At 58.9% G+C, this 23,041-nt stretch carries 28 protein-coding genes and 1 other RNA gene; 19 read left to right on the top strand and 10 right to left on the bottom strand.

Annotated elements, in window-relative coordinates:
- Nucleotides 1-111: 111 nt before the first annotated feature.
- Nucleotides 112-321 carry a DUF1127 domain-containing protein gene (locus ACR0FB_RS07580; RefSeq protein ID WP_171630833.1) on the top strand — a complete coding sequence of 70 codons (210 nt, stop codon included), beginning with the start codon at nt 112-114 and terminating at the stop codon, nt 319-321.
- Nucleotides 322-505: 184 nt separating this feature from the next.
- Nucleotides 506-1,282: a Bax inhibitor-1/YccA family protein gene (locus ACR0FB_RS07585; protein WP_171630830.1), complete on the top strand. Its 777-nt coding sequence runs from the start codon at nt 506-508 to the stop codon at nt 1,280-1,282.
- Nucleotides 1,283-1,402: 120 nt separating this feature from the next.
- On the opposite strand, the gene ACR0FB_RS07590 is transcribed toward ACR0FB_RS07585, so the two are convergent.
- The 3 genes from ACR0FB_RS07590 to ACR0FB_RS07600 all read right to left on the bottom strand — a co-directional run bounded on the left by ACR0FB_RS07590 (nt 1,403) and on the right by ACR0FB_RS07600 (nt 3,120).
- Nucleotides 1,403-1,909 (bottom strand): hypothetical protein, encoded by a 507-nt coding sequence (locus ACR0FB_RS07590; protein WP_171630828.1) that lies wholly within the window; start codon nt 1,907-1,909, stop codon nt 1,403-1,405.
- A 208-nt stretch (nt 1,910-2,117) separates the two neighbouring features.
- Nucleotides 2,118-2,285, bottom strand: coding sequence for a 50S ribosomal protein L33 (gene rpmG, locus ACR0FB_RS07595; protein WP_037309480.1), 168 nt, complete (start codon nt 2,283-2,285; stop codon nt 2,118-2,120).
- Between the two features lie 127 nt (nt 2,286-2,412).
- Nucleotides 2,413-3,120: a DUF533 domain-containing protein gene (locus ACR0FB_RS07600; protein WP_480619943.1), complete on the bottom strand. Its 708-nt coding sequence runs from the start codon at nt 3,118-3,120 to the stop codon at nt 2,413-2,415.
- A gap of 278 nt (nt 3,121-3,398) precedes the next feature.
- On the opposite strand from ACR0FB_RS07600, the gene ACR0FB_RS07605 reads away from it, so the two are divergent.
- From ACR0FB_RS07605 to ACR0FB_RS07615, 3 genes are all read left to right on the top strand, one after another.
- Nucleotides 3,399-4,034, top strand: coding sequence for a DUF1326 domain-containing protein (locus tag ACR0FB_RS07605; RefSeq protein ID WP_210092663.1), 636 nt, complete (start codon nt 3,399-3,401; stop codon nt 4,032-4,034).
- Between the two features lie 13 nt (nt 4,035-4,047).
- Nucleotides 4,048-4,890 (top strand): DUF2182 domain-containing protein, encoded by an 843-nt coding sequence (locus tag ACR0FB_RS07610; RefSeq protein WP_210092664.1) that lies wholly within the window; start codon nt 4,048-4,050, stop codon nt 4,888-4,890.
- A gap of 67 nt (nt 4,891-4,957) precedes the next feature.
- On the top strand, nt 4,958-5,290 hold the full coding sequence (locus ACR0FB_RS07615) for a GYD domain-containing protein (protein ID WP_480619945.1): 333 nt from the start codon (nt 4,958-4,960) through the stop codon (nt 5,288-5,290).
- Nucleotides 5,291-5,296: 6 nt separating this feature from the next.
- On the opposite strand, the gene rnpB is transcribed toward ACR0FB_RS07615, so the two are convergent.
- The 5 genes from rnpB to gatC all read right to left on the bottom strand — a co-directional run bounded on the left by rnpB (nt 5,297) and on the right by gatC (nt 9,003).
- An RNA gene (gene rnpB / locus ACR0FB_RS07620) (RNase P RNA component class A) lies at nt 5,297-5,696 on the bottom strand.
- Nucleotides 5,697-5,820: 124 nt separating this feature from the next.
- Nucleotides 5,821-6,531: an N-acetylmuramoyl-L-alanine amidase gene (locus tag ACR0FB_RS07625; RefSeq protein WP_480619947.1), complete on the bottom strand. Its 711-nt coding sequence runs from the start codon at nt 6,529-6,531 to the stop codon at nt 5,821-5,823.
- The gene (locus ACR0FB_RS07630) at nt 6,482-7,186 is read right to left on the bottom strand and encodes a hypothetical protein (protein ID WP_171722861.1); all 705 of its coding nucleotides are present in this window, start codon (nt 7,184-7,186) and stop codon (nt 6,482-6,484) included. The genes ACR0FB_RS07625 and ACR0FB_RS07630 overlap by 50 nt, the downstream gene beginning before the upstream one ends.
- Nucleotides 7,187-7,224: 38 nt before the next feature.
- Entirely contained in the window at nt 7,225-8,712 is a 1,488-nt protein-coding gene (gene gatA, locus ACR0FB_RS07635) for an Asp-tRNA(Asn)/Glu-tRNA(Gln) amidotransferase subunit GatA (protein WP_171630817.1), read from the bottom strand.
- 3 nt (nt 8,713-8,715) lie between these two features.
- Complete coding sequence (gatC, locus tag ACR0FB_RS07640) at nt 8,716-9,003, bottom strand: Asp-tRNA(Asn)/Glu-tRNA(Gln) amidotransferase subunit GatC (protein WP_117868236.1); 288 nt, start codon at nt 9,001-9,003, stop codon at nt 8,716-8,718.
- Between the two features lie 227 nt (nt 9,004-9,230).
- Here gatC and ACR0FB_RS07645 point away from each other — a divergent pair, with 227 nt between their 5' ends.
- Nucleotides 9,231-9,389, top strand: a complete 159-nt coding sequence (locus ACR0FB_RS07645) for a hypothetical protein (RefSeq protein ID WP_170343617.1) — start codon at nt 9,231-9,233, stop codon at nt 9,387-9,389.
- A gap of 156 nt (nt 9,390-9,545) precedes the next feature.
- Nucleotides 9,546-10,109: a DUF4202 domain-containing protein gene (locus ACR0FB_RS07650; protein ID WP_480619949.1), complete on the top strand. Its 564-nt coding sequence runs from the start codon at nt 9,546-9,548 to the stop codon at nt 10,107-10,109.
- A 70-nt stretch (nt 10,110-10,179) separates the two neighbouring features.
- On the opposite strand, the gene ACR0FB_RS07655 is transcribed toward ACR0FB_RS07650, so the two are convergent.
- Nucleotides 10,180-10,851: a ceramidase domain-containing protein gene (locus ACR0FB_RS07655; protein WP_480619951.1), complete on the bottom strand. Its 672-nt coding sequence runs from the start codon at nt 10,849-10,851 to the stop codon at nt 10,180-10,182.
- Between the two features lie 60 nt (nt 10,852-10,911).
- Here ACR0FB_RS07655 and ACR0FB_RS07660 point away from each other — a divergent pair, with 60 nt between their 5' ends.
- Nucleotides 10,912-11,604: a metal-dependent hydrolase gene (locus ACR0FB_RS07660; RefSeq protein WP_480619953.1), complete on the top strand. Its 693-nt coding sequence runs from the start codon at nt 10,912-10,914 to the stop codon at nt 11,602-11,604.
- Between the two features lie 15 nt (nt 11,605-11,619).
- Here ACR0FB_RS07660 and ACR0FB_RS07665 read toward each other — a convergent pair whose 3' ends face one another.
- Nucleotides 11,620-12,084: a nucleoside deaminase gene (locus ACR0FB_RS07665; protein WP_480619955.1), complete on the bottom strand. Its 465-nt coding sequence runs from the start codon at nt 12,082-12,084 to the stop codon at nt 11,620-11,622.
- Between the two features lie 62 nt (nt 12,085-12,146).
- On the opposite strand from ACR0FB_RS07665, the gene ACR0FB_RS07670 reads away from it, so the two are divergent.
- The 11 genes from ACR0FB_RS07670 (at nt 12,147) to ACR0FB_RS07720 (ending at nt 23,039) form a co-directional block, all read left to right on the top strand.
- Nucleotides 12,147-12,962 (top strand): pseudouridine synthase, encoded by an 816-nt coding sequence (locus ACR0FB_RS07670; protein WP_171630806.1) that lies wholly within the window; start codon nt 12,147-12,149, stop codon nt 12,960-12,962.
- A 175-nt stretch (nt 12,963-13,137) separates the two neighbouring features.
- Nucleotides 13,138-14,052, top strand: a complete 915-nt coding sequence (locus ACR0FB_RS07675) for a 5-bromo-4-chloroindolyl phosphate hydrolysis family protein (protein ID WP_480619957.1) — start codon at nt 13,138-13,140, stop codon at nt 14,050-14,052.
- Between the two features lie 30 nt (nt 14,053-14,082).
- Entirely contained in the window at nt 14,083-15,273 is a 1,191-nt protein-coding gene (locus tag ACR0FB_RS07680; protein WP_171630802.1) for a toxic anion resistance protein, read from the top strand.
- A gap of 49 nt (nt 15,274-15,322) precedes the next feature.
- Nucleotides 15,323-16,243, top strand: a complete 921-nt coding sequence (locus tag ACR0FB_RS07685; RefSeq protein ID WP_480485372.1) for a DUF2927 domain-containing protein — start codon at nt 15,323-15,325, stop codon at nt 16,241-16,243.
- 22 nt (nt 16,244-16,265) lie between these two features.
- Nucleotides 16,266-17,414 (top strand): SPFH domain-containing protein, encoded by a 1,149-nt coding sequence (locus ACR0FB_RS07690; RefSeq protein ID WP_171630798.1) that lies wholly within the window; start codon nt 16,266-16,268, stop codon nt 17,412-17,414.
- Nucleotides 17,415-17,423: 9 nt separating this feature from the next.
- The gene (locus ACR0FB_RS07695) at nt 17,424-17,741 is read left to right on the top strand and encodes a CPCC family cysteine-rich protein (RefSeq protein ID WP_171722854.1); all 318 of its coding nucleotides are present in this window, start codon (nt 17,424-17,426) and stop codon (nt 17,739-17,741) included.
- Nucleotides 17,742-17,748: 7 nt separating this feature from the next.
- Complete coding sequence (locus ACR0FB_RS07700; protein ID WP_480490711.1) at nt 17,749-18,864, top strand: TFIIB-type zinc finger domain-containing protein; 1,116 nt, start codon at nt 17,749-17,751, stop codon at nt 18,862-18,864.
- A gap of 99 nt (nt 18,865-18,963) precedes the next feature.
- A complete protein-coding gene (locus ACR0FB_RS07705) occupies nt 18,964-19,632 on the top strand; it encodes a nitroreductase (protein ID WP_171630793.1) in 669 nt (222 codons plus the stop codon).
- Between the two features lie 42 nt (nt 19,633-19,674).
- Nucleotides 19,675-20,112: a D-aminoacyl-tRNA deacylase gene (gene dtd / locus ACR0FB_RS07710; RefSeq protein ID WP_209832422.1), complete on the top strand. Its 438-nt coding sequence runs from the start codon at nt 19,675-19,677 to the stop codon at nt 20,110-20,112.
- Complete coding sequence (locus ACR0FB_RS07715; protein WP_480619959.1) at nt 20,112-21,215, top strand: glycerate kinase type-2 family protein; 1,104 nt, start codon at nt 20,112-20,114, stop codon at nt 21,213-21,215. Before dtd ends, ACR0FB_RS07715 begins: the two co-directional genes overlap by 1 nt.
- Nucleotides 21,216-21,452: 237 nt before the next feature.
- Nucleotides 21,453-23,039: an ABC transporter substrate-binding protein gene (locus ACR0FB_RS07720; RefSeq protein ID WP_171167064.1), complete on the top strand. Its 1,587-nt coding sequence runs from the start codon at nt 21,453-21,455 to the stop codon at nt 23,037-23,039.
- The last annotated feature ends 2 nt before the right edge of the window (nt 23,040-23,041 follow it).

The raw sequence follows: 23,041 nt of genomic DNA on the forward strand, positions 1-23,041 counted from the left end.
TATGCGTTCCATCAATAATATTCGTTTTAAAAATATGTCATACTCACCCATATCAATCAAGGAAATTGATGACACCCATCGAAACCATCAAAAATTCGGAAAGGACACGTTATGACTCAACTCGCAATCCATAATCCCTGCAAACCAGCCAAACGTTCTTTGGTGTCCCTGATCTCACAAGCGTTCGAACTGTCCAGACAGCGGCGAAAGCTGGCACAGCTGGATGCCGCCGTGCTGGACGATATCGGAGTCACCCGCGAGGAAGCATCCGCAGAAGCAAAACGCTTTTTCTGGGATGCACCTCAATTCTGGAAAAGGTAACTGTGACTCTCATATTTTTATGGCGATGGGCGACCGTGAGTCGCCTGTTGGCATTTTTGTTGCGTGTTTTAGTCGGTTTTCGCCCGGAATCTCTTGAAACACAGCCCCTTGTTGCCGATATTTAGAGGGAAAACCGCCCCGCTCTGCCGGGGCGCTGTAACTTGACGACTAGGGAGACCCTTTGATGGCACAATTCGACACGATCCGGACGGCATCCGGCGCGCGCGCCGCCGAGATTGATCAGGGCCTGCGCGCCCACATGAATAAAGTCTACGGCACGATGTCCGTCGGCATGCTGATCACCTTTGCAGCGGCCTGGGCAATTGCCGGTCTGGCAACCACAACCGATCCGTCGGCAGCCGCCGCTCAACTGAGCGAAAGCAAGTACCTGACGTCGTTTGGTTACTCGCTGTTTGCGTCGCCTCTGAGATGGGTCATCATGTTTGCCCCGCTGCTGTTTGTCTTTGGCTTTAGCGCCGGGATCAATCGTATGTCGGCCGCGGCTGCTCAGCTGGTGTTCTACACCTTTGCTGCGGTCATGGGTGTCTCGATCAGCTGGATTTTCCTTGTGTTCACCGGTGAATCGATCATTCAGGTGTTCCTGATCACTGCAATCGCCTTTGCCGGTCTGTCGCTTTATGGCTACACGACCAAGAAAGACCTGTCGGCAATGGGCACATTCCTGATCATGGGTGTGATCGGCCTGATTGTCGCCTCGATCGTGAATATCTTCATCGCCTCGTCGGCGATGGCGTTTGCGATCTCGGTTCTGGGCGTACTGATCTTTGCCGGCCTGACAGCCTATGACACGCAGAACATCAAAAACACCTATCTGCAAATGGCCCATTCGGGCGATCAAGAATGGTTGGGCAAAGCCGCGATCATGGGCGCGCTGAGCCTGTATCTGGACTTTATCAACATGTTCATGTTCCTGCTGCAACTGTTTGGCAATCGAGAATAAGCGACCGGGATAGCCGACTTCCAAGGGCGGGCCTTACGGGTCCGCCTTTTTGTTTGCCGTAAACCAAACAAAAACCCCCGCCGAATTCGGCGGGGGTTTTGGACTTGAGAGAGAAATCTGTTAGCTGCAATTCAGCGGAACGGCAAAGCCCGAGCTCTTTTCCGAGGTGCCTTTGCGGTAGACCTGACCAGCCGGCAGACAGCCGGTAAAACGCTCTGCTTCTTCCGCAAAGCCTACACCGACCGAATTGTCGACCTTCACACTGTTAGAGCGCGTACGCAGCACACCAAATAAGGTGCCGTTGACGCTGACAGTGCTGAGGAACAGGTTTGTGTCGCTTCCTTGCAGTTGAACAGCAGTGTTTGGCGTCTGCCCGCCATTGTCTATTGCAACCGAAGCCACCTTGGACGGGTCAACCTCATCACTCAAAAGCGTGACTGTCCGCAGTTCCGCCAGCTCTGCCGGAACGTTGGTCGCGTCTGGCAGAAAGGCGACGGCCCCGGGTACGTCCGAAATCGTGCGCGGTTCGCCATCGATTCCAGTAAACCCGACACCTTCGCGGTTAAACGGGTCTTCACAGGCCGCTAGGGTCAGAACGGCAATTGTGGATAACAAGATTTTTTTCATGGCGGTCAACATTTTGTGGCGGTTTGCTGAAGCGTACTTGCAGGTTCCCATAAAAAGCAAGCCGCAGGGGATGCGATTGTCCCAAACGCTGATGCGCCACTGCAACGGACCGCCGCAGCCTGCCATCCGCCGAAATCAGGAAACCGGAACTGAAAAAGGGCTCTGTGCAACAGAGCCCTTTTTCGGAATTTCCAAATGGAATGGCAGATTACTTGATCTTGCCTTCCTTATACTCGACATGCTTGCGAACGACCGGGTCGTATTTACGAATGGTCATTTTCTCAGTCATGGTGCGCGCGTTCTTCTTGGTCACATAGAAGTGGCCCGTGCCCGCGGTCGAGTTCAGACGGATCTTGATTGTCGTCGGCTTCGCCATGGTTATCTCCTGCGTCCGAAAAGGCAGGGGCCTTTCGGTTGAATTCCTATGAGCGTGCGCTTTTACGCGCTGCACCGCCTATGTCAAGGCCAATCGGATGATACAGGCACAGGAATCTGATGCAGGTTCAACTAGGCAAGGTTGGCGCGGCCATATACGTGTGAATCTGGTCCCTTTCCGCGTCGGAAAGACCCAGAGCGGTGGACAATTGCCGCAGGTAAGACGCCTCGCGCGCATTGTCCAGACGGATCGCAGCCAGGGAAGTTGCATAGATCTGCGTCTTGAGCGGCGCACCAGAATCAGCCGCCAATCCCATGACGTCAATCGGTGCGTTCAGCTGCTCTTGCACGAATGCGCGCTCTTCCTCGCTGACATCATCGCCCAATTCACCCAGGATGATTTCCTTTTCCTGTTCGTCAAGTTCACCATCTGCCTTGGCAGCCTGAATCATTGCGCGCAGCATGAGTTTTGCCTGCTCTTCCATCGCTGCACCCGCGGGCGTGCCGCCGAACACGGTTTCCATCATGTCACCTGTGTGTTGATTGGCAGTTTTGGCAGCCCCTTGCATGGCGTTCAACAACCCACCCAAACCAGCGGCTCCGGCTGTGCTGCCGCCAACCCCCATCTTGCTCATCATGTCCTGCAAGCCTGACGCGCCACCGGGCAGACCAAATTGTTCTGCCATTTTGCTCAGCTGATCCACGCCAAAACCACCGCCGGCACCCTGCATCATGTTTTGCAGTCCGGCCATGCCGCCCATCTTCTGATATTTTTCCATGCCCTTGGCCGCAGCAAATCCAATGGCCACGGACGCCAGCGTTTTCATAAAGCTCATAATCAACCTCCCATATCTTCAAATTGGTTCCGAAAGTCTAACAGCCGAATGCAATCGCGAATACCGTGCTCAACCTGAACGCGACCGGCCCATAGCCCGGCACATGATAAAGCCCAAGGAAGGCATGTAATTTGCGATCTTGTTTGTACATATCACGGATTCGTGATAGGTTCGCCCATCCAAGAAGCCGAATTCAGGCTCGAAGGCCGAGGCAGCGTGAATGCGTTAAACCTGCAACGAGCAGAGTTGTTTTAGGCGACTTTTCTTGGGGGGCTATCATGACAGAATGGGCTATTCAGGCCGAAGAACTGGCCAATTGCAATTGCAACTTTGGTTGCCCGTGTCAGTTCAGCGTACTGCCGTCACACGGCAATTGCGAGGCGGTTGTGGTCTTTGACATTCAAAGCGGTCACTACGGTGAAACTGATCTGGGCGGTCTTCGGGCGGCAGGGGTCTATCATTGGCCGGGACCAATTCATGAGGGCAACGGTCAGATGCAGCTTATCATTGATGACAGCGCAACAGCTGAACAGCGGGCTGCGTTGCAAGCAATCATGACCGGTCAGGATACTGATGAAATGGCCACGTTCTGGTATGTCTTCAGCGCCATGGCGCCTTTGAAACATGAAACTCTGTTTGTTCCGATTGAACTGAACTGGAACCGCGAAGAGCGCAGCGGATACGCCAAAGTTACCGGAGTTTTCGATGTTGAGGTCAATCCGATCCCTCATATCGTATCGGGCGCACCTCACCGCGCGTCGATACAGTTGCCGAATGGCTTTGAATACCGCCATGCCGAGGCGGCATCGGGCAGTGCGACTACAACGGGTGGTCAGATCCGGCTGACCTTTGACGCAACCCATGCTCATCTGGCGCATCTGAACATCTCGGGCCATGGCGTCTTGGGCGCATAATCAGAGAACACCCATGACCAAACAGAACGCATCGCCCCGGGGCGGGACGGTTGAGTGGTTGCTGAGACAGGACAGCGCGATTGTTCTGGGAAGCGTTCTTCTGATCATCCTCGGTGCAACCTGGTACACGATAGCTGGCGTCGGGATGAACATGTCCGCGGTCGAGATGACCCGGATGGCCGGCCCTGTCGGAGACCCGATGCAAATGGGCCCGGCAGCAGCGTGGAGCGCAAGCTATGCCTTGCTGATTTTTCTGATGTGGTGGGTCATGATGATCGCCATGATGACCCCAAGCGCTGCGCCTGCCGTTCTTCTGTTCATCGCGGTCAAGCGGACAGGGCCTGAAAAGCACCGGACGGTTGCGTTCAGCCTGTGGTTTTTATCCGGCTATCTGGTGGCCTGGGGGGCGTTCAGCCTGATTGCAACCGCATTGCAATGGGGGTTGGAACAAATCGGGTTGTCCGACGGGCCGATGATGACGATTAGTTCGGGTGTCTTCGCAGGAAGCATCCTGCTGGCGGCTGGCGCCTATCAGTTTTCAGCTTTGAAAAACGCATGCCTGCGCCACTGTCAGAGCCCCGCACGTTTTCTGGCCGATCACAACCGACCCGGAACATTCGGTGCATTCCGCACCGGTATCCTGCACGGCACGTATTGTCTGGGATGCTGCTGGGCACTGATGCTGCTGCTTTTCGTCGGAGGGATCATGAACCTCTACTGGATTGTCGGAATTGCCGCGTACGTCGCGCTGGAAAAACTTTTGCCCGGAGCCCGGTGGCTTGTGCCGGTGACAGGTTTTGCGCTGATCGGCGCTGGCCTTTGGTTCATCACGGCACTGTTGTTTTCTGGCACCTGATTTTGAACGGCCCTGGGGTCGGCTGACTTGAAGACCCTAAAACGATTTGATGTAACAGGAGGTATCAATGCCCATTTTCATTACTTACGCATCTTACTCGCAAGCCGGTGTCAAAGGCATGTTGCAGAAACCCGAGAACCGCACCGGCCCAGTAAAAGCCTTGCTGGAAAAAGTAGGTGGCAGGCTGCTGTCCTTCTACATGACAACCGGCAGCAACGACGTGGTTGTGATCAGCGAAGCCCCAGATGAGACAGACGCCGTGGCCGTTGGCATGGCTGTCGCCGCGTCGGGTGCAGTGACGAACATCGAAACCGTTCGCGCCTGGACCGCAGACGAGTTCACGTCGATAACCGAGAAAGCGGCGGCGCTGACCGGTTCCTACACACCTCCCGGAGGATAGGCGGATACGCGCGGAGGGCCTGTAAGCCGGATCTTGTTCCGGGGTTGCCCCCTTCGATGACCATTCCTCTAGGCCGTGCATTGCTGCGCGGCTCAAGCTGCCAACCCGGTCCCTCTCGGCCAAGACGCGCTTAGCGGCGGTATCGGCTTGCGCCGACCGGCCCGCGCGGGGACCCTATTTGGCATTGCTCCCGGTGGGGCTTGCCGTGCCGCCCCTGTTGCCAGAGGCGCGGTGGGCTCTTACCCCACCGTTTCACCCTTACCCTGAACCTAGGTTCCGGGCGGTCTGATTTCTGTGGCGCTTTCCGTCGGGTTGCCCCGCCCGGGCGTTACCCGGCACCGTTGTCTTGTGGAGTCCGGACTTTCCTCTCGGGCCCTGCGACCCCAGCGGCCATCCGGCCCTCCGCGCGTGAGTTGGGTAGGCTCTGCGGTCGGCGGCGTCAAGGGTGGATGGTTCAGAGAAGGGGCCAGCCCCTTCTTAGCCTGCGGCCAATTCAACCCCGGGATATTTTCAGCCAGATGAAGGGCGGATCAGGAGTGCGGGATCAACGGAGCGAGGTCGGCTTGCTGCAAAGGCCCCCTGCCCCATGGGCGGTATCGAAGGCGGACGGCATGCAACAGCGTATCATCGTCTGCATCAGCGCTGAAACCGGCGGCCCGAGCCAGGCTTCGGAACTGGCCCTTTGATGCAGTTAGCGGACCAGCGGCATATCCGCGGGGCGCGGCCAGCAGGTTGCGCTCGAGCCGCAACCAGTCAAATCGCGGACCGGGGTCAAATTTGCGCCCGGGCGCCATATCCGAATGGCCGATAACACCGTTTGGCAAGATGGCCCAACGGTGCATTATCTGGCGCAACAGCTGTTCCAGCCGGTGCATCTGGGGTTCAGGGAACGGATGCTTGCCGGCGTTGTCCAGCTCGATGCCTATGGAACGAGAGTTGATGTCGGCCCGACCGTGCCATTCTCCGGCACCCGCGTGCCAGGCCCGGTCTTCTTCGCGTACCATCTGCCACAGCGTGCCATCATTGCCGATCAGGTAATGGGCCGAGACCTCGGCCTTTGGGTCGCACAGACGATCCAGAGCCGCCTGCGCGCTGTCCATCGCCGTGTAATGGATCACGATCAAGGATGGTGTCAGACCATCTCGGCGTTCACCAAAATTGGGTGACGGATGCCAGATCGGGTTCAGGGGGTCAGTTGCTGACGGCACTGCGGAACGGGCTCGGGTCCCAGCCACACGCATAACCATCCCCATCCGGGTCCAGACCTTTGCGGTCGCGCTGGGGGCCGCCATTGGACAGAAACTCGATCTGAGCCTGATCAGGGGATGGGAATTGCGCGCAGTTCCTCTGAGCCTTGGCCTGAAGGTTGAAGCCCGAGCGGCTGTAGAGTTGCACACCTACCGGATTGGACGTGCTCAGCGCATATTGCACAATGTTTGTCTGGCCGCTCGCCGTGCGCTCGGGCACTGCCGTCGGGGCCACGAGTTCATACGTCTGGCGGTTCTGCTCGATCCGGGCGGCGTCGGATTCGATGCTGCGGCGTTCGGACACGGCGGCAAAGTCCTGTTCATCCGAAATCGCGCCAGTGTTCGCCACGGGAACCGCCGTAACCGCGGCTGGGTTTTGGCCAGATGTGCTGGCCAATGCCGCCGCGGTCTGGTTGGCGATATCCGCGTTTTCACCCGTGGCAACAGGCGCCGTACCAGGGGCGCCCAGCGGTTGTTGTGAAACTTCGACCGGGGCCAGCAGAGGGTTGCCGGCCGCACCCTGACCTGCCAATTGAGCCTCGCGCTGCGCCTGGTATTCAGGCGTGTTGAAACCCGTGCTGGTCAGCGGTGCGACATCCGTGCACGCCGCTGCCAGTGCAAGAGCGGGGACCAAAAGCAAAACGCGCATAGTTTGGCTCCGTGTCTAGTGCTTCAGTTGCCCGAGGCTTACCACCATTTCCCGGGCTTGGCCACAAAACCGGCCGCGTTTTCCAGCGCATAGGCGGTATTGAGCAGGTCGCCTTCTTCCCAGGGACGTCCGATCAGCTGCAATCCCAGCGGAAGACCTTGTGTGTCCAGCCCTGCGGGGACCGAGACACCGGGCAGTCCGGCCAGGTTCACGGTCACGGTGAAGACATCGTTCAAATACATTTGAACAGGATCTGCTTCGGTCATTTCGCCCAGACCGAAGGCCGCCGATGGGGTTGCCGGGGTCAGGATGGCGTCGACACCGGCCGCGAACACGTCTTCGAAGTCTTTCTTGATCAGCGTGCGCACCTTGCGGGCACGGTTGTAATAGGCGTCATAGAAACCAGCCGACAGAACATAGGTGCCAACCATGACCCGGCGCTGCACTTCGTGGCCAAAGCCCTCGGCGCGGGTTTTTTCGTACATCTCGGTGATGCCATCACCCTGCGCCATCTGTGCACGATGCCCATAGCGGACACCGTCATAGCGGGCGAGGTTCGAAGACGCCTCGGCCGGGGCGATCACATAGTAGGCAGGCAGCGCATACTTGGTGTGCGGCAGCGAGATATCGACAATCTCGGCCCCCGCATCCTTCAGCATCGCGGCACCATCGGCCCAGAGCTTTTCGATCTCGGTGGGCATGCCGTCCATGCGGTATTCCTTGGGGATACCGATCTTCTTGCCCTTGATGTCGCCAGTCAACATCGCTTCGAAATTCGGGACGGCCAGGTCCGCGCTGGTCGAATCCTTGGCGTCATGGCCGCACATGGTTTCCAGCATGATCGCGGCGTCGCGGACGTTTTTGGTCATCGGACCGGCCTGATCCAACGAGGACGCAAACGCCACAATGCCCCAGCGCGAGCATCGGCCATAGGTCGGCTTGATGCCGGTGATCCCGACAAAAGCCGCGGGCTGGCGGATGGAACCGCCGGTATCAGTGCCCGTTGCCGCAAGGCACAGGTCGGCGGCCACAGCGGCCGCGGACCCGCCCGACGAACCGCCCGGTGTCAGCTGCGCATCATCGTTGCCACGACGCCACGGGCTGACCGCGTTGCCATAGACCGATGTTTCGTTGGACGAGCCCATGGCGAATTCGTCCATGTTCAGCTTGCCCAGCATGACTGCGCCTGCGTCGGCCAGTTGCTGTGACACGGTGGATTCGTATTCCGGCTTGAAGCCTTCAAGAATGCCCGACGCGGCTTGTGACGGCACGCCCTTGGTGCAGAACAGGTCCTTGATGCCGATCGGCAGGCCACACATTGACGGAGCGTCCCCGCCCTTGATCCGTTCATCCGCAGCCTTGGCGCGCTCCATCGCGATCTCGGGCGTCTTGTGGACGAATGCGTTCAGCGCATCTGCTTCATCAATGGCTTTCAAGCAGGCTTCTGTCAGCTCAACAGAGGTGACGTCGCCGGCTCGCAACGCGTCGCGGGCCTCGGCCAGGCCCAATTTGTTCAGATCGCTCATGTCTTACTCCACCACTTTGGGGACTGCGAAGAACCCTTCGCGGGCGTCGGGGGCGTTGGCCAGAATCTTGTCCTGCTGATTGCCATCGGTGACTTCGTCCTGACGACGCTTGAGGCGCATGGGTGTGACCGAAACCATCGGCTCGACACCTTCCACATCCACTTCGTTCAGCTGTTCGATGAACCCAAGGATGGTGTTGAACTCGGATGCCAGCGCCGGCAGCGCGTCATCCTCGACCTTGATCCGGGCCAGTTTGGCCACTTTGGCGGCGGTGCTTTGGTCAATCGACATCGGCTTCCCTCATCTACGTTAGGGGGCGTTTACCCGTCTGCAGCGGCAGTCGCAAGACCGGGGTGCCTTGGGCAGGTCCGAGTTTGGAATTCCCCCCTCTTCTGAGGCTATTCAAAACTGAATGACTGGTATGCAAAAAAGTAAACCGAATAGTTCATTATCGATCTTGAAAACTGTACTGTACTGTTCATTTTATTTATGCGACATAACGCAAACCGGAGAAAAACATGAAACCCCTGATAACAGCCGCAGTCTTGTCCGCCACGATTTTGGCCGCACCGGCCATGGCTTTGGGTATCGACACAAGCAACCTGACACGCACGTTGACCTTCCCGTCCCCTATCGCGGAACCGGTCACGCAGGATCAGGTTAAACCTGCCAAGTAACGCGCAGGTCCAAGCCGGGTCAGATATCCCCTCTCTGACCCGGCTGTTTTGCATTTTCGAGGATGCACATCCCTGAGCAAGCCGCTAGCATGACGTCGAATACAGAACAGAACTGCGCCGAGGTTTCGTAGTTCAGGCAAGCCAGTGGAGCAGATGATGAGCGCGCAAAAACAAGCGGTTCTGGACGCAATCGACGCAGCCAATGCAAATGACCCCAACCAAGACGAGGGCCGCCCCGCGGCACTGTTGTATGGCGAACGCATGAGTGCCGAGCTGGGCCGCCTGTTTCCGGATGCTTCCGACGCCCTTCAAATCGCCGCGCGCGGGCAGCATGTGGAACGTTGGAAACTTGCCCGCAGTGAATACCCCGAAGGCCGGGTTGGATATCTGTCATGGCGCAAGGCGCAGGGCGAACACCATTCCGACGTGGTCATGGGGTTGATGGCCCGCGAAGGTTACGATTCAGAACAGATCGAGGCCGCAGGGCGCATGTTGCGCAAACAAGGCATCAAGCGCGACGCGGAAGTGCAGGCGTTGGAAGACGTGATCTGCTTTGTGTTTCTGAAATGGTATTTCCAGCCCTTTGCCGCAAAACACTCGGCCGAGAAAATCCAGAACATCGTTGAAAAAACGGCCCGCAAGATGTCGCCCGAAGGCCGCGCTCGGGTGTTGAGCGAATTTGATCTGCCCGACCATCTGGCCGCAGCCTTTCAGAACTAGAATCGGACCGGGGCGGTTTCGTTGGCTTCTTGCCATGAGGCTCGGAAGACACACGCGATCCTTCCGCGCCTCAAGGCGCCGGGCCTTTGCTAAAACGGCCCCTGACAAGAGCTGCGCGATACACCTCGATCATCCATCCCAGCATGATGGCATTCAGGATATGCCACATGAAATGCGTCCCCACCGGCCATTGCCCGCAAAATGGCAAATCCAGCGCCCGGAACGTGATCGACAGAATCAGGATCAAGGCCCCGATTGTCATCCCTTTGGCCAGGATCATGTATTGGCCCCGCAGCAGGAACGCATAGATCAGGATCAACAAAGGAACCGGCGCGTAAACCGCCGACCCGCCAAACCCCGGCACAAGCTGGAACAAAGGCGCAACAAGTGCCGCAAAGGGAAGAAACAGAAGCGTACCGCAGATCGCCATTCCGGACGACATGCGACAGATGTTCCGGTTCACCGCAAATATATAGACCAATATGAACAGCAGGATCGGCGCCACATCCGCCAATGCCGCCCAAACCCGGGCATGGGTGTGAAACAGATAGCTTCCAACCCCGATCATGGCCAAAATCACGACCAGACCTTTGGCCAGCGGCATGTCCTGATCGCGCACGCGCTGCCAAATGACCCATGCGGAAATCAGAAAAGCCGCATTTGTGATCGCGTTGATCGGCTCGGCCCAATACTCCGGCGACACGCGTTCGCAATAGCCATCAATTTCTCGAATCCAGTCCATGGAAATTTACATAGCCAATGCTAGGCTGGAGCCAAGACAAGACTTGAGAGGAATTCCGGAATGAACATTATCTGGCTGGGCCATGGCAGTTTTCGCATAGAAACTCAGGGGCAGGTTCTGTTGATCGACCCGTGGCTGACCGGCAACCCGGTCTTGCCCGAAGATCGGCATGATGCCGTGCTGGAAGGGGCGACCCACATTCTTTTGACCCATACGCATTTTGACCACGTGGCCGATGTACTTCCTCTGGCAAAGCACCTGAAAATCCCCGTTGTCGGACAGTATGACCTGATGGGATACTGGAGCGAAGCGGAAGGCATTGAGACCATCGGTTTCAACAAAGGCGGCACCGTCGACCTGAACGGCGTCATGGTGACAATGGTACCGGCCTCTCACAGCTCGACTTTTTCAACACCGGACGGTCTGCGCACTGGTGGCAGTGAGGTCGGCTTCATGATCGCGGCCGAGGGGCGTATGCTCTACGTCTCGGGCGATACCGACATCATGGCCGACATGGAATGGATGGGGGATTACTACAAACCCGATATCGGCATCCTTTCGGCTGGCGGGCATTTCACCATGGATATGAAAGCCACCGCTTATGCCGCGAAACGGTACTTTGACTTCAAGACGGTCATCCCATGTCACTACAAGACGTTCCCTATTCTGGAACAATCCGCACAGGCATTGATCGACGGGTTGCCCGGGGTCGACGTGATCGAACCTGAAGTCATGAAAGCCATCACCGTTTGACGACAGCGCAGCGCGTCAGCCCGGCTTGTCCTGGCGGCGCGCTTCGAAGAAGGCCTTCAAAAGCGCGGCAGCCTCTTCGCCTGCAATCCCGTCATAGACTTCGGGCACGTGATGCGCCTGGGCATGCGAAAACACGCGCGCGCCATGCGCCACGCCCCCGGATTTGGGGTCTGCCGCACCGTAATAGATCCGCCGGATGCGCGCGGCCGCCAAGGCCGCGGCGCACATCGCGCAAGGCTCCAACGTGACGTAGAGATCATGATCCGGCAGCCGTTCAGAGCCCGCCTGCGCACAGGCGGCACGCAAGGCCATGATTTCCGCATGGGCCGTGGGGTCATTCAACTCGCGCGTCCGGTTCCCGGCCGCGGCCACGACCGTTCCGTCCGGTCCGACGACGACGGCCCCCACGGGCACCTCGCCGCGGTCAACGGCTGCGCGCGCCTCGGCCAGGGCCTGTTGCATATGCGATTTGAACACCATGCCCCCTGACTGCCGCAGAAACCCGCCTTTCGCAAGCGCCCGGGATGCGGTATGGCCCTGACATGAACAAGACCCCACCCCCCGGCGATCGGATCGCCAAAGTCCTGGCCCGCGCTGGCGTAGCATCCCGGCGCGAGGCTGAACGCATGATAGAAGCAGGCCGCGTGGCAGTGAATGGCAAGACCATCGACAGCCCCGCCCTGAACGTGACCGCGAAAGACAAGATCGCAGTCGACGGCAAGCCGGTCTCGGAACCGGAACCGTCGCGTCTGTGGTTGTATCACAAGCCCGCCGGGTTGGTGACGACGACCCGCGACGAAAAAGGACGAGATACAATATTCGACAAGCTGCCCGACGACATGCCACGAGTGATGAGCGTTGGTCGGTTGGACCTGAATTCCGAAGGATTGCTGCTGTTGACCAACGATGGCGGCATCAAGCGCAAGCTGGAACTGCCCTCGACCGGGTGGTTGCGGAAGTACCGCGTGCGGGTGAACGGTCGCCCGAAGGACGAGGATTTCGAACCGCTGCGCAAGGGGCTGGTGATCGAGGGAGAACGGTTCCAGCCAATGACCGTCACACTGGATCGCCAGCAGGGCGCAAATGCATGGCTGACGATCGGCTTGCGCGAAGGCAAGAACCGCGAAATCCGCCGCGCGATGGAAGATATCGGCTTTACCGTGAATCGTCTGTTGCGCGTGTCCTACGGCCCCTTCCAGCTTGGGACGCTGAAACAGGGCGAGGTCGAAGAAGTCCGTCGCCGGGTCATGCGGGACCAGCTGGGTCTGGACGCCGAAGACAAACCCGGCAACGCGCCCAAACGCCCGTCACGGCCCAAAAGAAAACGGCCTCTGATCGGCAAGAATCCCCGTAAGTGATGTGGGTTCGGCAACCTTCCCCCTAGCGCTAAGCCCGCGCATACCCTAAATTTTCAGTGAAAGCTGCTATTTGGGGGGCGTGATGTCCGGAAGCGGAGTGCAAAAACTGGCCTACGCTGTGCTGTTGGTGCTGTTGTTTGGCGTCTGCACTGGTTTGCTCGGAGGTCTGTAAGCCATGGCAAAGCGGTTCGGCGGCAAATACAGCCCACAGGGAGATGAATCGGAAAACACCCCACTGCCGAGGGGTCAGTTTGACGGCGCACGGGTCGAGCCCGCTGGCGCACGTGCGAATATTCTGTTTCTACCCGCCATTCCATTGGTGTTTCTGTCCCTGAACGACGGCGCGATTGGCATGACACTGGGGCTGGTCGCCGCTGGTTTTCTGACGGCGGCCGCATTTTTGCTGCGAGAAGGTCTGAGAGCTGAGGCCGCGTACAATGCCCGCAAAACCGCCCGAAGTCCTGCTTTTCCGCGGAAGATATTTGCCAGTGTTCTCACCGGCCTTGGCGCTGGCCTTGCGTCTTACAGGTCCGAGTTTCTGGACGCTGAAGCGGCAGCGCAGGTCAGTTTGTTGGCCCCCGTGCTGTTTGGTGTTGCAGCGACCGTTCTGCATTCTGTCTCATTCGGGCTTGATCCGATGAAGAACAAGGGCATGGAGGGGGTCGACACTTTTCAGCAGGACCGCGTGGCCCGCGTGGTCGATGATGCCGAGAAGCATCTGTCGGAAATGACGAATGCCATAAAACGCGCTGGTGACCGCAGGGTCGAAGCCCGCGTCGAACGGTTTCAGAACACCGCGCGGGATTTGTTTCGCACGGTCGAGGAAGACCCGCGAGATCTGGCCGGTGCTAGAAAGTACCTGACCGTGTACTTGCAGGGCGCACGCGACGCGACCGTTAAGTTTGCTGATGTCTACGCCCGAACCCGCGATGCGCAGGCGCTTGCGGATTACTCTGCTTTGCTGGACGATCTGGAACAGAATTTCGCCGCGCGAACGCGGAAAATGCTTTTGGATGACCGCAGTGATCTGACGGTCGAAATTGACGTGTTGCGTGAAAGACTGCAGCGCGAAGGCGTCCGGTTGGACTGACCGGCCATTATTTGAGCGAGGAACATACCCATGTCCGATGAGATCAAGAACAAGGCAGTTCAGGCCGAAACACTGGTACAGGAAGTCACCGCAGTTGCCCTGCCCGAACCGCAGGCCGAGGTCGTGTCGTTGGAGGAAGCCGACGAACCCGTCAGCGCCGAAATCCGCAAGCGGATGGATGAAATCGACATGGGCAACACCAATTCGATTGTCGCGTTCGGCTCGTCCGCGCAGGCCGAGTTGCAGGAGATCAGCCAGGCCATGCTTGCGGATGTGCGCAACAAGGATGTCGGCCCGGCCGGTGACAGCCTGCGCAATATCGTAACTACGATCCGCGGTTTCTCGGTCAGTGAACTTGACGTGCGGCGCGAGCGCAGCTGGTGGGAGAAACTGTTGGGCAGGGCTGCGCCTTTTGCCAAATTTACCGCCCAGTACGAAGAGGTTCAGGGCCAGATCGATCGCATTACCGACGATCTTCTGGGGCATGAGCATACGCTGCTCAAGGATATCAAATCTCTGGATCTGCTGTATGAGAAGACCTTGGGCTTTTATGACGAACTGGCGCTGTACATCGCTGCGGGCGAAGAGAAGCTGACCGAGCTGGACAGCCACGACATCCCTGAAAAGGAAGCCGAAGTTCAGGCCGCTCCGGAAGACCAGCAAGTGATGAAGGCACAGGAACTGCGTGACATCCGTGCGGCGCGTGACGACCTAGAACGCCGGGTTCATGACCTGAAACTGACACGACAGGTCACGATGCAGTCGCTGCCGTCGATCCGTTTGGTTCAGGAAAACGACAAATCGCTGGTCACCAAGATCAACTCGACGCTGGTAAACACGGTACCGCTGTGGGAAACGCAGCTGGCCCAGGCGGTTACGATACAACGCAGCGCCGAAGCCGCCGCCGCGGTGCGGGACGCCAACGACCTGACGAACGAGCTTTTGACTTCGAATGCGGCCAACCTGCGCGAATCGAACAAGATGATCCGCCAAGAGATGGAGCGCGGCGTGTTCGACATCGAAGCGGTCAAGCAGGCCAATGCCGACCTGATTGGCACCATCAACGAAAGCCTTGCCATTGCGGACGAAGGCAAAGCCAAACGCGCCGCAGCCGAGGCTGAGTTGCAGAAGATGGAAAAGGAACTGCGCGACACTTTGGCGGCCGCCAAAGCGCGCCGCGACGGAACCGGCGACAATGCCGGTACGGCGGTTCCCGGCTGAGGGCGGGATCGGCGTGCGGGCCTTCGGTTACTTGAAAGGAACCTTGGGGATGGTGTCGCTTTTGGCTCTGGCCAATTGCGATGAAACCCTGACGTCATCTGTTGTTCCGCAACCTCGCCCGACACCCGCACCCGTGGCAGCCAATGCCTATGTGCCACCGTCAGCCGCAAGTCAGGATCTGGCGCGTTTTTATCAGCGGGTTGAACGGGATTTGCTGGTGCGAGGGCTTTTACGCACCGATGGGGGCGGTCCGGACACTCCCTATGATGCCGATGATCTAGCGCGGAATTTCGAAGCGATTGCGTTCTACAGCGAATATCCGACGCAAAGCGTCTCGGCTGGCTCGCGTCAGACCGACGGGCAACTCAGCCGGTGGTCCGGCTCTGTCCGCATACAGACCGAGTTCGGGCCCTCCGTGCTTCCTTCTGCACGGCAGCATGATGCGGATCAGGTTCGGTCCTTTGCCACCCGACTGGCCAGATTGACGGATCATCCGGTTTCCGTCGTCTCTCGCAACGCCAATTTCCATGTCTTTATTGCAGGCAAGGACGACAGCGCCTATATCGTATCCCGCCTGAAACAGCTGATCCCAAATATCAGTCAGGACTCGCTGAATCTGGTGGCCAATCCACGCGCCAATTTCGATTGCCTGGTGATTGCATCGGCAACGACGTCTTCACCACACAGATACGTGCGTGCCGTTTCCCTTATCCGGGCCGAATTGACGGATCTGGGCCGCCAAAGCTGCATTCACGAAGAAATAGCTCAGGGTCTTGGCCTGTCCAATGACAGCCCGGCAGCGCGGCCTTCGATTTTCAATGATGATGACGAATTTGCCCTGCTGACCAGTCACGACGAAAAGCTGCTGACGATGTTGTATGACCCACGGTTGCAGCCCGGCATAGACGTCGATGAAGCGCGACCCATTGTACGAATAATCGCACATGAATTGATGGGGCAGCCGCTCTGACCCCGATGACAGGAGAACCCAGATGGGAATTTTCGATTTTCTGACCGGAGAATTTATTGATGTCATTCATTGGGTGGACGACACCCGTGACACGATGGTCTGGCGGTTCGAACGTGAGGGCCACGAGATCAAGTATGGCGCCAAGCTGACCGTGCGCGAGGGCCAGGCGGCCGTATTCGTGCATGAAGGCCAGCTGGCCGATGTGTTCACGCCGGGCCTATACATGCTTGAAACCAACAACATGCCGATCATGACGACGCTGCAACATTGGGATCACGGGTTCCAGTCGCCGTTCAAGTCCGAGATCTATTTCGTCAACACGACCCGGTTCAACGACCTGAAATGGGGCACCAAGAACCCGATCATGCTGCGCGATCCCGAATTCGGCCCCACCCGGATCCGCGCCTATGGCACCTACACGATCCGGGTGAAGGACCCGGCCCGTTTCCTGGTCGAGATCGTGGGCACCGACGGTGAGTTCACCATGGACGAGATTAGCTTTCAGATCCGCAACATCATCGTGCAGGAATTCAGCCGAGTGATCGCGGGCTCGGGCATCCCGGTTCTGGACATGGCTGCAAACACCGCCGATCTGGGCAAGCTGATCGCGGCCGAGGTCTCGCCCGTACTGGACGGCTATGGGCTGGAGATGCCGGAATTCTACATCGAGAACATCTCGTTGCCGCCGGCGGTCGAGGCGGCGCTGGACAAGCGCACCTCGATGGGTCTGGCGGGGGATCTGGGCAAGTTCACCCAGTATTCCGCGGCCGAGGCGATGACGGCGGCAGCCAGTTCCCCGGGCGGAGGCGGCGGCATGGGCGCTGGCCTTGGTATGGGAATGGGCATGGCGATGGCGAACCAGATGTCGAACATGGCAGCGGGTCAGTCGTCAGGCCCGTGGGGCGCGCCCGCGCCCGCTGCCCCGCAACCGGCCGCACATGTGGCCCCGCCGCCTCCGCCGCCGGTCGAGCATGTCTGGCACATTGCGGTGGACGGACAGACCAGCGGCCCGTTCTCGAAGGCCAAGATGGGCCGCATGGCCAGTGAGGGCGAGATCACGCGCGACACCTACGTGTGGACGCCCGGTCAGGACGGCTGGAAGAAGGCGGGTGAGGTGCAGGAACTGGCGCAGCTGTTCACCATTCTGCCTCCGCCCCCGCCCGGCGCATGAGGGCACCGCATGGCCGGCCTTGGAAAGCGTTCGAAAAAGGGCAGGCGCAGAACGCGGCCCGAACCGCATTTCGTCTGCCCCTGCTGCGACTATGTCACCCTTTCGGAACGTGGACAGTACCTGATCTGCCCGATCTGTTTCTGGGAGGACGAGGACATCCAATATGACACGAACCTGCGCGAGCCTTCGGCGGCCAATCACGGCCTGACATTGGCTGAGGGGCGTAAAAACTTCAAGACGATCGGGGCCTGCGAGGCCGCGATGCTGCCGCATGTCCTGCCTGCGGAAGACCGCGCGGACTATCTCTACTTCCCTCTCAAGGACTGAGCGTAGCATGACGGATGCCCCTGCCCCATCGCCTGATTTCGCGGAACATCGTTTCCCGTGTGACCAGTGCGGCGCCGATTATCGGTTCGATCCAAAATCCGGCACGCTGATCTGCGATCACTGTGGCCATTCCGAACCGATCGGTGCCGGCCCCTGGGGCGGCGCCAGCCTGCGCGAGCTGGATTTCGACGCTGCCATCGCCGACCGCCTGCCCGACAGCGAAATCGAAGAGACGCGGGTTCTGTCCTGCCCGAACTGTGCAGCGCAGGTTGAATTCGATCCCAACACCCATGCTTCGGAATGCCCGTTCTGCGCCACCCCGGTCGTGACGGACACCGGGATGAACCGGCATATCAAACCGAAGGGCGTTCTGCCTTTTGCGCTGGACGAACGCGCCGCCCACAAAGCCATGAGCGACTGGCTGGGGCGGCTGTGGTTCGCGCCGAACGGGTTGAAGGATTATGCCCGCAAGGGCCGCAGGATGCAGGGCATCTATGTGCCGTACTGGACCTTCGACGCCGATACGAAGTCGGCCTATCGCGGAGAGCGCGGAATAGTCTACTATGAAACCCGCACCGTCATGCGGGATGGCAAACGGGTGCAACAACAGGTGCCCAAGGTCCGCTGGACGCCCAAGTCCGGCCGGGTGGCGCGGTTTTTTGACGACGTGTTGGTGTTGGCCTCAAGGTCCCTGCCCAAGGCTTACACGGATGCTCTGGAGCCTTGGGATCTCCCGGCTCTGGAACCCTACCAGCCAGAGTACCTCGCCGGTTTTCGGGCCGAGGCCTATACGGTCGAGCTGAAAGATGGATATGCCGAGGCACGCGCTTATATGGCCCGCGTGATCGAGCGGGACGTGCGGTTTGATATTGGGGGCGACAGGCAACGCATCCATGCAGTGGACACCGATGTGCGCGATGTCACGTTCAAGCATATCCTGCTGCCGGTCTGGTTGGCGGCGTACAAGTATCGCGGTCAGACCTATCGTTTCGTGGTGAACGGCCGGACCGGCCGGGTTCAGGGAGAACGCCCCTGGTCGGCAATCAAGGTCACGATCGCCGTTGTGCTTGGCCTGCTGGTTGCGGCAGGCATCGGATACCTCATGGCGACCGGACAGCAATGACCTTCGGGGGCCGCAGCCAAAATCTGTGCGGCGGAACCCCTTGAACATCCCCGGCTTCTCACCCATCCTGCCGCCGGCTGCCCCGGAGGAGAAGACGACGTGACCCTGGCTGATCTGAACACGCTTCTGACTGCGCGCCATTCCTGCCGCGCCTTTCGGCCTGACCCGGTGCCGCGTGGTGACATCGAACAGATCGTGACCAGCGCGTCCCGGGTGCCGAGCTGGTGCAATGCGCAACCTTGGCAATTGGTCATCACCAGCGGAGACGAAACCGACAGGTTCCGCGACGCGATGTCAAACGAAGCCAGGAACGGCACGCCGGCCCCCGATCTTCCTTTTCCCGTTTCCTACTCCGGCGTGTATCAAGACCGCCGCCGGACGTGCGGCTGGGCGCTCTACCGCGCGGTTGGCGTAGAACGGGGGGACCGTAAAGGATCGGCGCAGCAAATGATGCAGAACTTCGCCCTTTTTGGCGCACCACATTGTGCCATCATCTCAAGCCCGGCAGAGCTGGGACCTTATGGTGCAATGGATTGCGGCGGCTTTGTCACGGCTTTTGCGCTCGCCGCTCAGGCTTTGGGCGTGGCGACCATCCCGCAAGCGGCATTGGCGGCGTACAGCCCGTTTTTGCATCAGTATTTTCAGATCCCCGATGACCGGTTGATCCTGTGCGCAATTTCCTTTGGCTATTCGGATATGGATCATCCTGCAAACAGCTTCCGTACGGAACGCGCGGCATTGGGTGACTTTGTGGACTGGCGCGGCTAAACCGTCGCTCAGGCAGGCTCAACGTTTCGGGGGAGGAACCAAGTGCGCGCATTGCTGCAAAGGGTGACACAGGCCAAAGTGTCGGTCGAAGGCACCGTCATCGGCAAAACTGGTCCCGGGCTCATGATTCTTGTCTGCGCCATGCAGGGCGATAGCAAGGCACAGGCAGAAAAATTGGCCGAGAAAGCCGCAAAACTGCGGATTTTCAAGGATGACGCCGGCAAGATGAACCGCTCGCTTCTGGATGTTGAAGGCTCTGCTTTGGTGGTAAGCCAGTTCACACTGGCGGCGGACACCTCCAGCGGCAATCGTCCCGGATTTTCAAACGCGGCCCCGCCCGAGTTGGGAGAGCAATTGTACAAGGTCTTCGCAGAGCACCTTGCCGCGCAGGGGATCGCGGTGGAAACCGGACAGTTCGGCGCGGACATGGCGGTTGAGCTTGTAAATGACGGGCCGGTCACGATCTGGGTGGAGAATTGATGGATATTGAAAAGCAAGCTGTCAGGTTGTGGCAGGCCGGTGTTGATGCCGTCGGCGGGTATAAGGCCACCCTGGCCGCCTTGCCTGATGTCCCGAAACCAGACCGTATTCTGGCCGTGGGCAAACCCGCCGCAGCCATGGCGTGGGCTGCGCTGGAACATTTCGGCGCCATCCCCACGCTTGTGGTCACCAAAGACGGGCATGGCCACGACCTGCCGGCTGGGGTCGAGGTGATCGAAGCATCACACCCCGTTCCGGACGACCGCAGCGTGGCGGGCGGGCGGGCGCTGCGCCTGGCCATGGATCAGATGGGGCCCGGATCACATGTTCTGCTGCTGGTCTCGGGCGGCGCGTCATCCCTGGCCGAAGACCTGCTTCCCGGAACATCGCTGGCGGATCTCGAGGCGTTGAACCGCGAACTGCTGTCCAAAGGGCTGGATATCCGCGCAATGAATGCCGAGCGGCGCAAGCTGTCGCGCATCAAGGGCGGCGGCCTGCTGTCCCATTTCGCCGGAGACCGCGCCACTGTTCTGGCGATATCGGATGTGCCCGGAGACGATCTGAACGTCATCGGTTCGGGAATCGGAGCATTGCCCGACAATCATTCCTTTGCCGCCAGCACCCGGATCGTTGCTTCGAACGCGCATGCCCGCAGTGCCGCTGCCAAAGCAGCGGAAACAATGGGGCTGAGGGTCTTGATCAATGATGAGGCTCTGCACGACGACTATTTGCAGGTCGCGGCGCGTCTTGGGCCCTTGCTGCGTGGAATGGAAAAGGGCGTGATGATCTTTGGCGGAGAACCGACCGTGGTCTTGCCTGATCACCCGGGACGTGGCGGCAGAAATCAAGCCCTTGCGCTTGCTTTGGCAAAAGAGATCGCGGGGCAGACGGATCTCGCGGTGATCGTGGGCGGCACCGACGGCACGGATGGCCCGACAAATGCGGCGGGTGGAATCATAACAGGAAAGACTTGGAGTGATGGCGCCGAACGCGCTCTTCACAAAGCCGACAGCGGATCATTCCTGGAAAAAGCGCACGGCCTGCTGACAACCGGACCAACCGGCACCAACGTCATGGACCTGGTTGTCGCGATACGTGGATGATTTGACGCTTATCATGCCGCTTTGGCCCGCAATCGACCGGAAACTACCCGAAAATGCAGAATGTACCTGAACACCCACTCAGCAATTGCCGCACACCGGACAACAAAGCGATGGCTTTGGCCTTCGGTATTTAAGAGAAATAACCTTGCCCGGTTCGCGGAAATAAGCCAACGTTGACTCATGCGTCAACAAAAAGCCCCCAAAGGGGCTGGAACCACTCAATAGGGAGAACACTCAATGAATGAACAAATAACGCATATGGCCGGTCAGGTCACAGCCGGGAAGATGACTCGCCGCGAATTCATGGGGAAAGCCGCGGCCCTGGGCGTTTCGGCTGCCGTGGCCAGCACGATGTTCGCGGACGCAGCACGCGCAGCAGGCCCGAAAAAGGGTGGTGATCTGAAGTTCGGTCTGCAAGGCGGTGAGTCGACCAACTCGCTGGATCCGGCGACCTATGCCAGCTCGGTTCCGTTCCAGAACGGCAAGCAGTTTGGCGACCAGCTTGTAGAAGTTGCACCCGATGGGTCCATCGAACCGCGCCTGGCGGAAAGCGTCGAAGGCAGCGCGGATGCCAAGGTCTGGACCTTCAAACTGCGTCAGGGTGTCGAATTCCACAACGGCAAAACCATGACCAGCGAGGACGTGCTGAAGACAATGCAGCGCCACTCGAACGAAGACTCCAAGTCCGGTGCCCTTGGTATCATGAAGGGCATCGAGTCAATGAAAGCCGATGGCGACAATTTCCAGGTCACTCTGTCCGAGCCAAACGCTGACCTTCCGTATCTGATGGCCGACTACCACCTGATCATTCAGCCCGATGGCGGCATGGACAATCCCGGAGCAGGTATCGGAACCGGACCGTACAAGGTGGAAGTGGACGAACCCGGTGTGCGCCACTTGTTCACAAAATACGAGAATCACTGGAACTCTGATTTTGGTAACTTCGACAGTGTTGAAGTCGTGGTTATCAATGACGCAACTGCGCGTACCGCTGCATTGCAATCGGGTCAGGTCCACGCCATCAACCGTGTTGAACCAAAGGTCGCGGACCTGCTGGGGCGCGCACCCAATCTGACCGTGCACTCGACCGCTGGCCGCGGCCACTATGTCTTTATCATGCACTGCGATACCGCACCGTTCGACAACAACGAACTGCGCACGGCCCTGAAGTATGCCATCAACCGTGCGGATCTGGTGGACAAAGTACTGCGCGGTTATGGCTCGATCGGTAACGACATGCCGATTAACGCAGCCTATCCACTGTTTGATGAGACAATCGAACAGCGCGAGTTCAGCGTGGAAAAAGCAGCCGAGCACTACAAGAAGTCCGGTCATGACGGCTCGCCGATTGTCCTTCGTGTTGCAGACGGCGCCTTCCCGGGCGCGGTGGATGCTGCAGCCCTGTTCCAACAGACAGCGGCCCAGGCTGGAATTCCGCTGGAAATCAAGCGCGAGCCGAATGATGGCTACTGGTCCGAGGTTTGGAATGTGCAGCCCTTCTGCGCCTCTTACTGGGGCGGTCGTCCGGTGCAGGACCAGATGTACTCGACCGCGTATCTGTCGACGGCTGACTGGAACGATACACGTTTCAAAGTTCAGGCATTTGACGACCTGCTGTTCGCGGCTCGTGCAGAACTGGATGTCGAGAAACGCAAGGGCATCTATAGCCAGATGGGCCGCATGGTCCGTGATGAAGGCGGTCTGATTTGCCCGATGTTCAACGATTTTGTTGAAGGTGTCAGCAACCAACTGGATGGTTGGGAAAGCGACCCGACACAGGAAATGATGAACGGCAACATGTCCCGCAAAATGTGGTTCGTCTGATA

Source organism: Ruegeria sp. P10 (assembly GCF_056534925.1).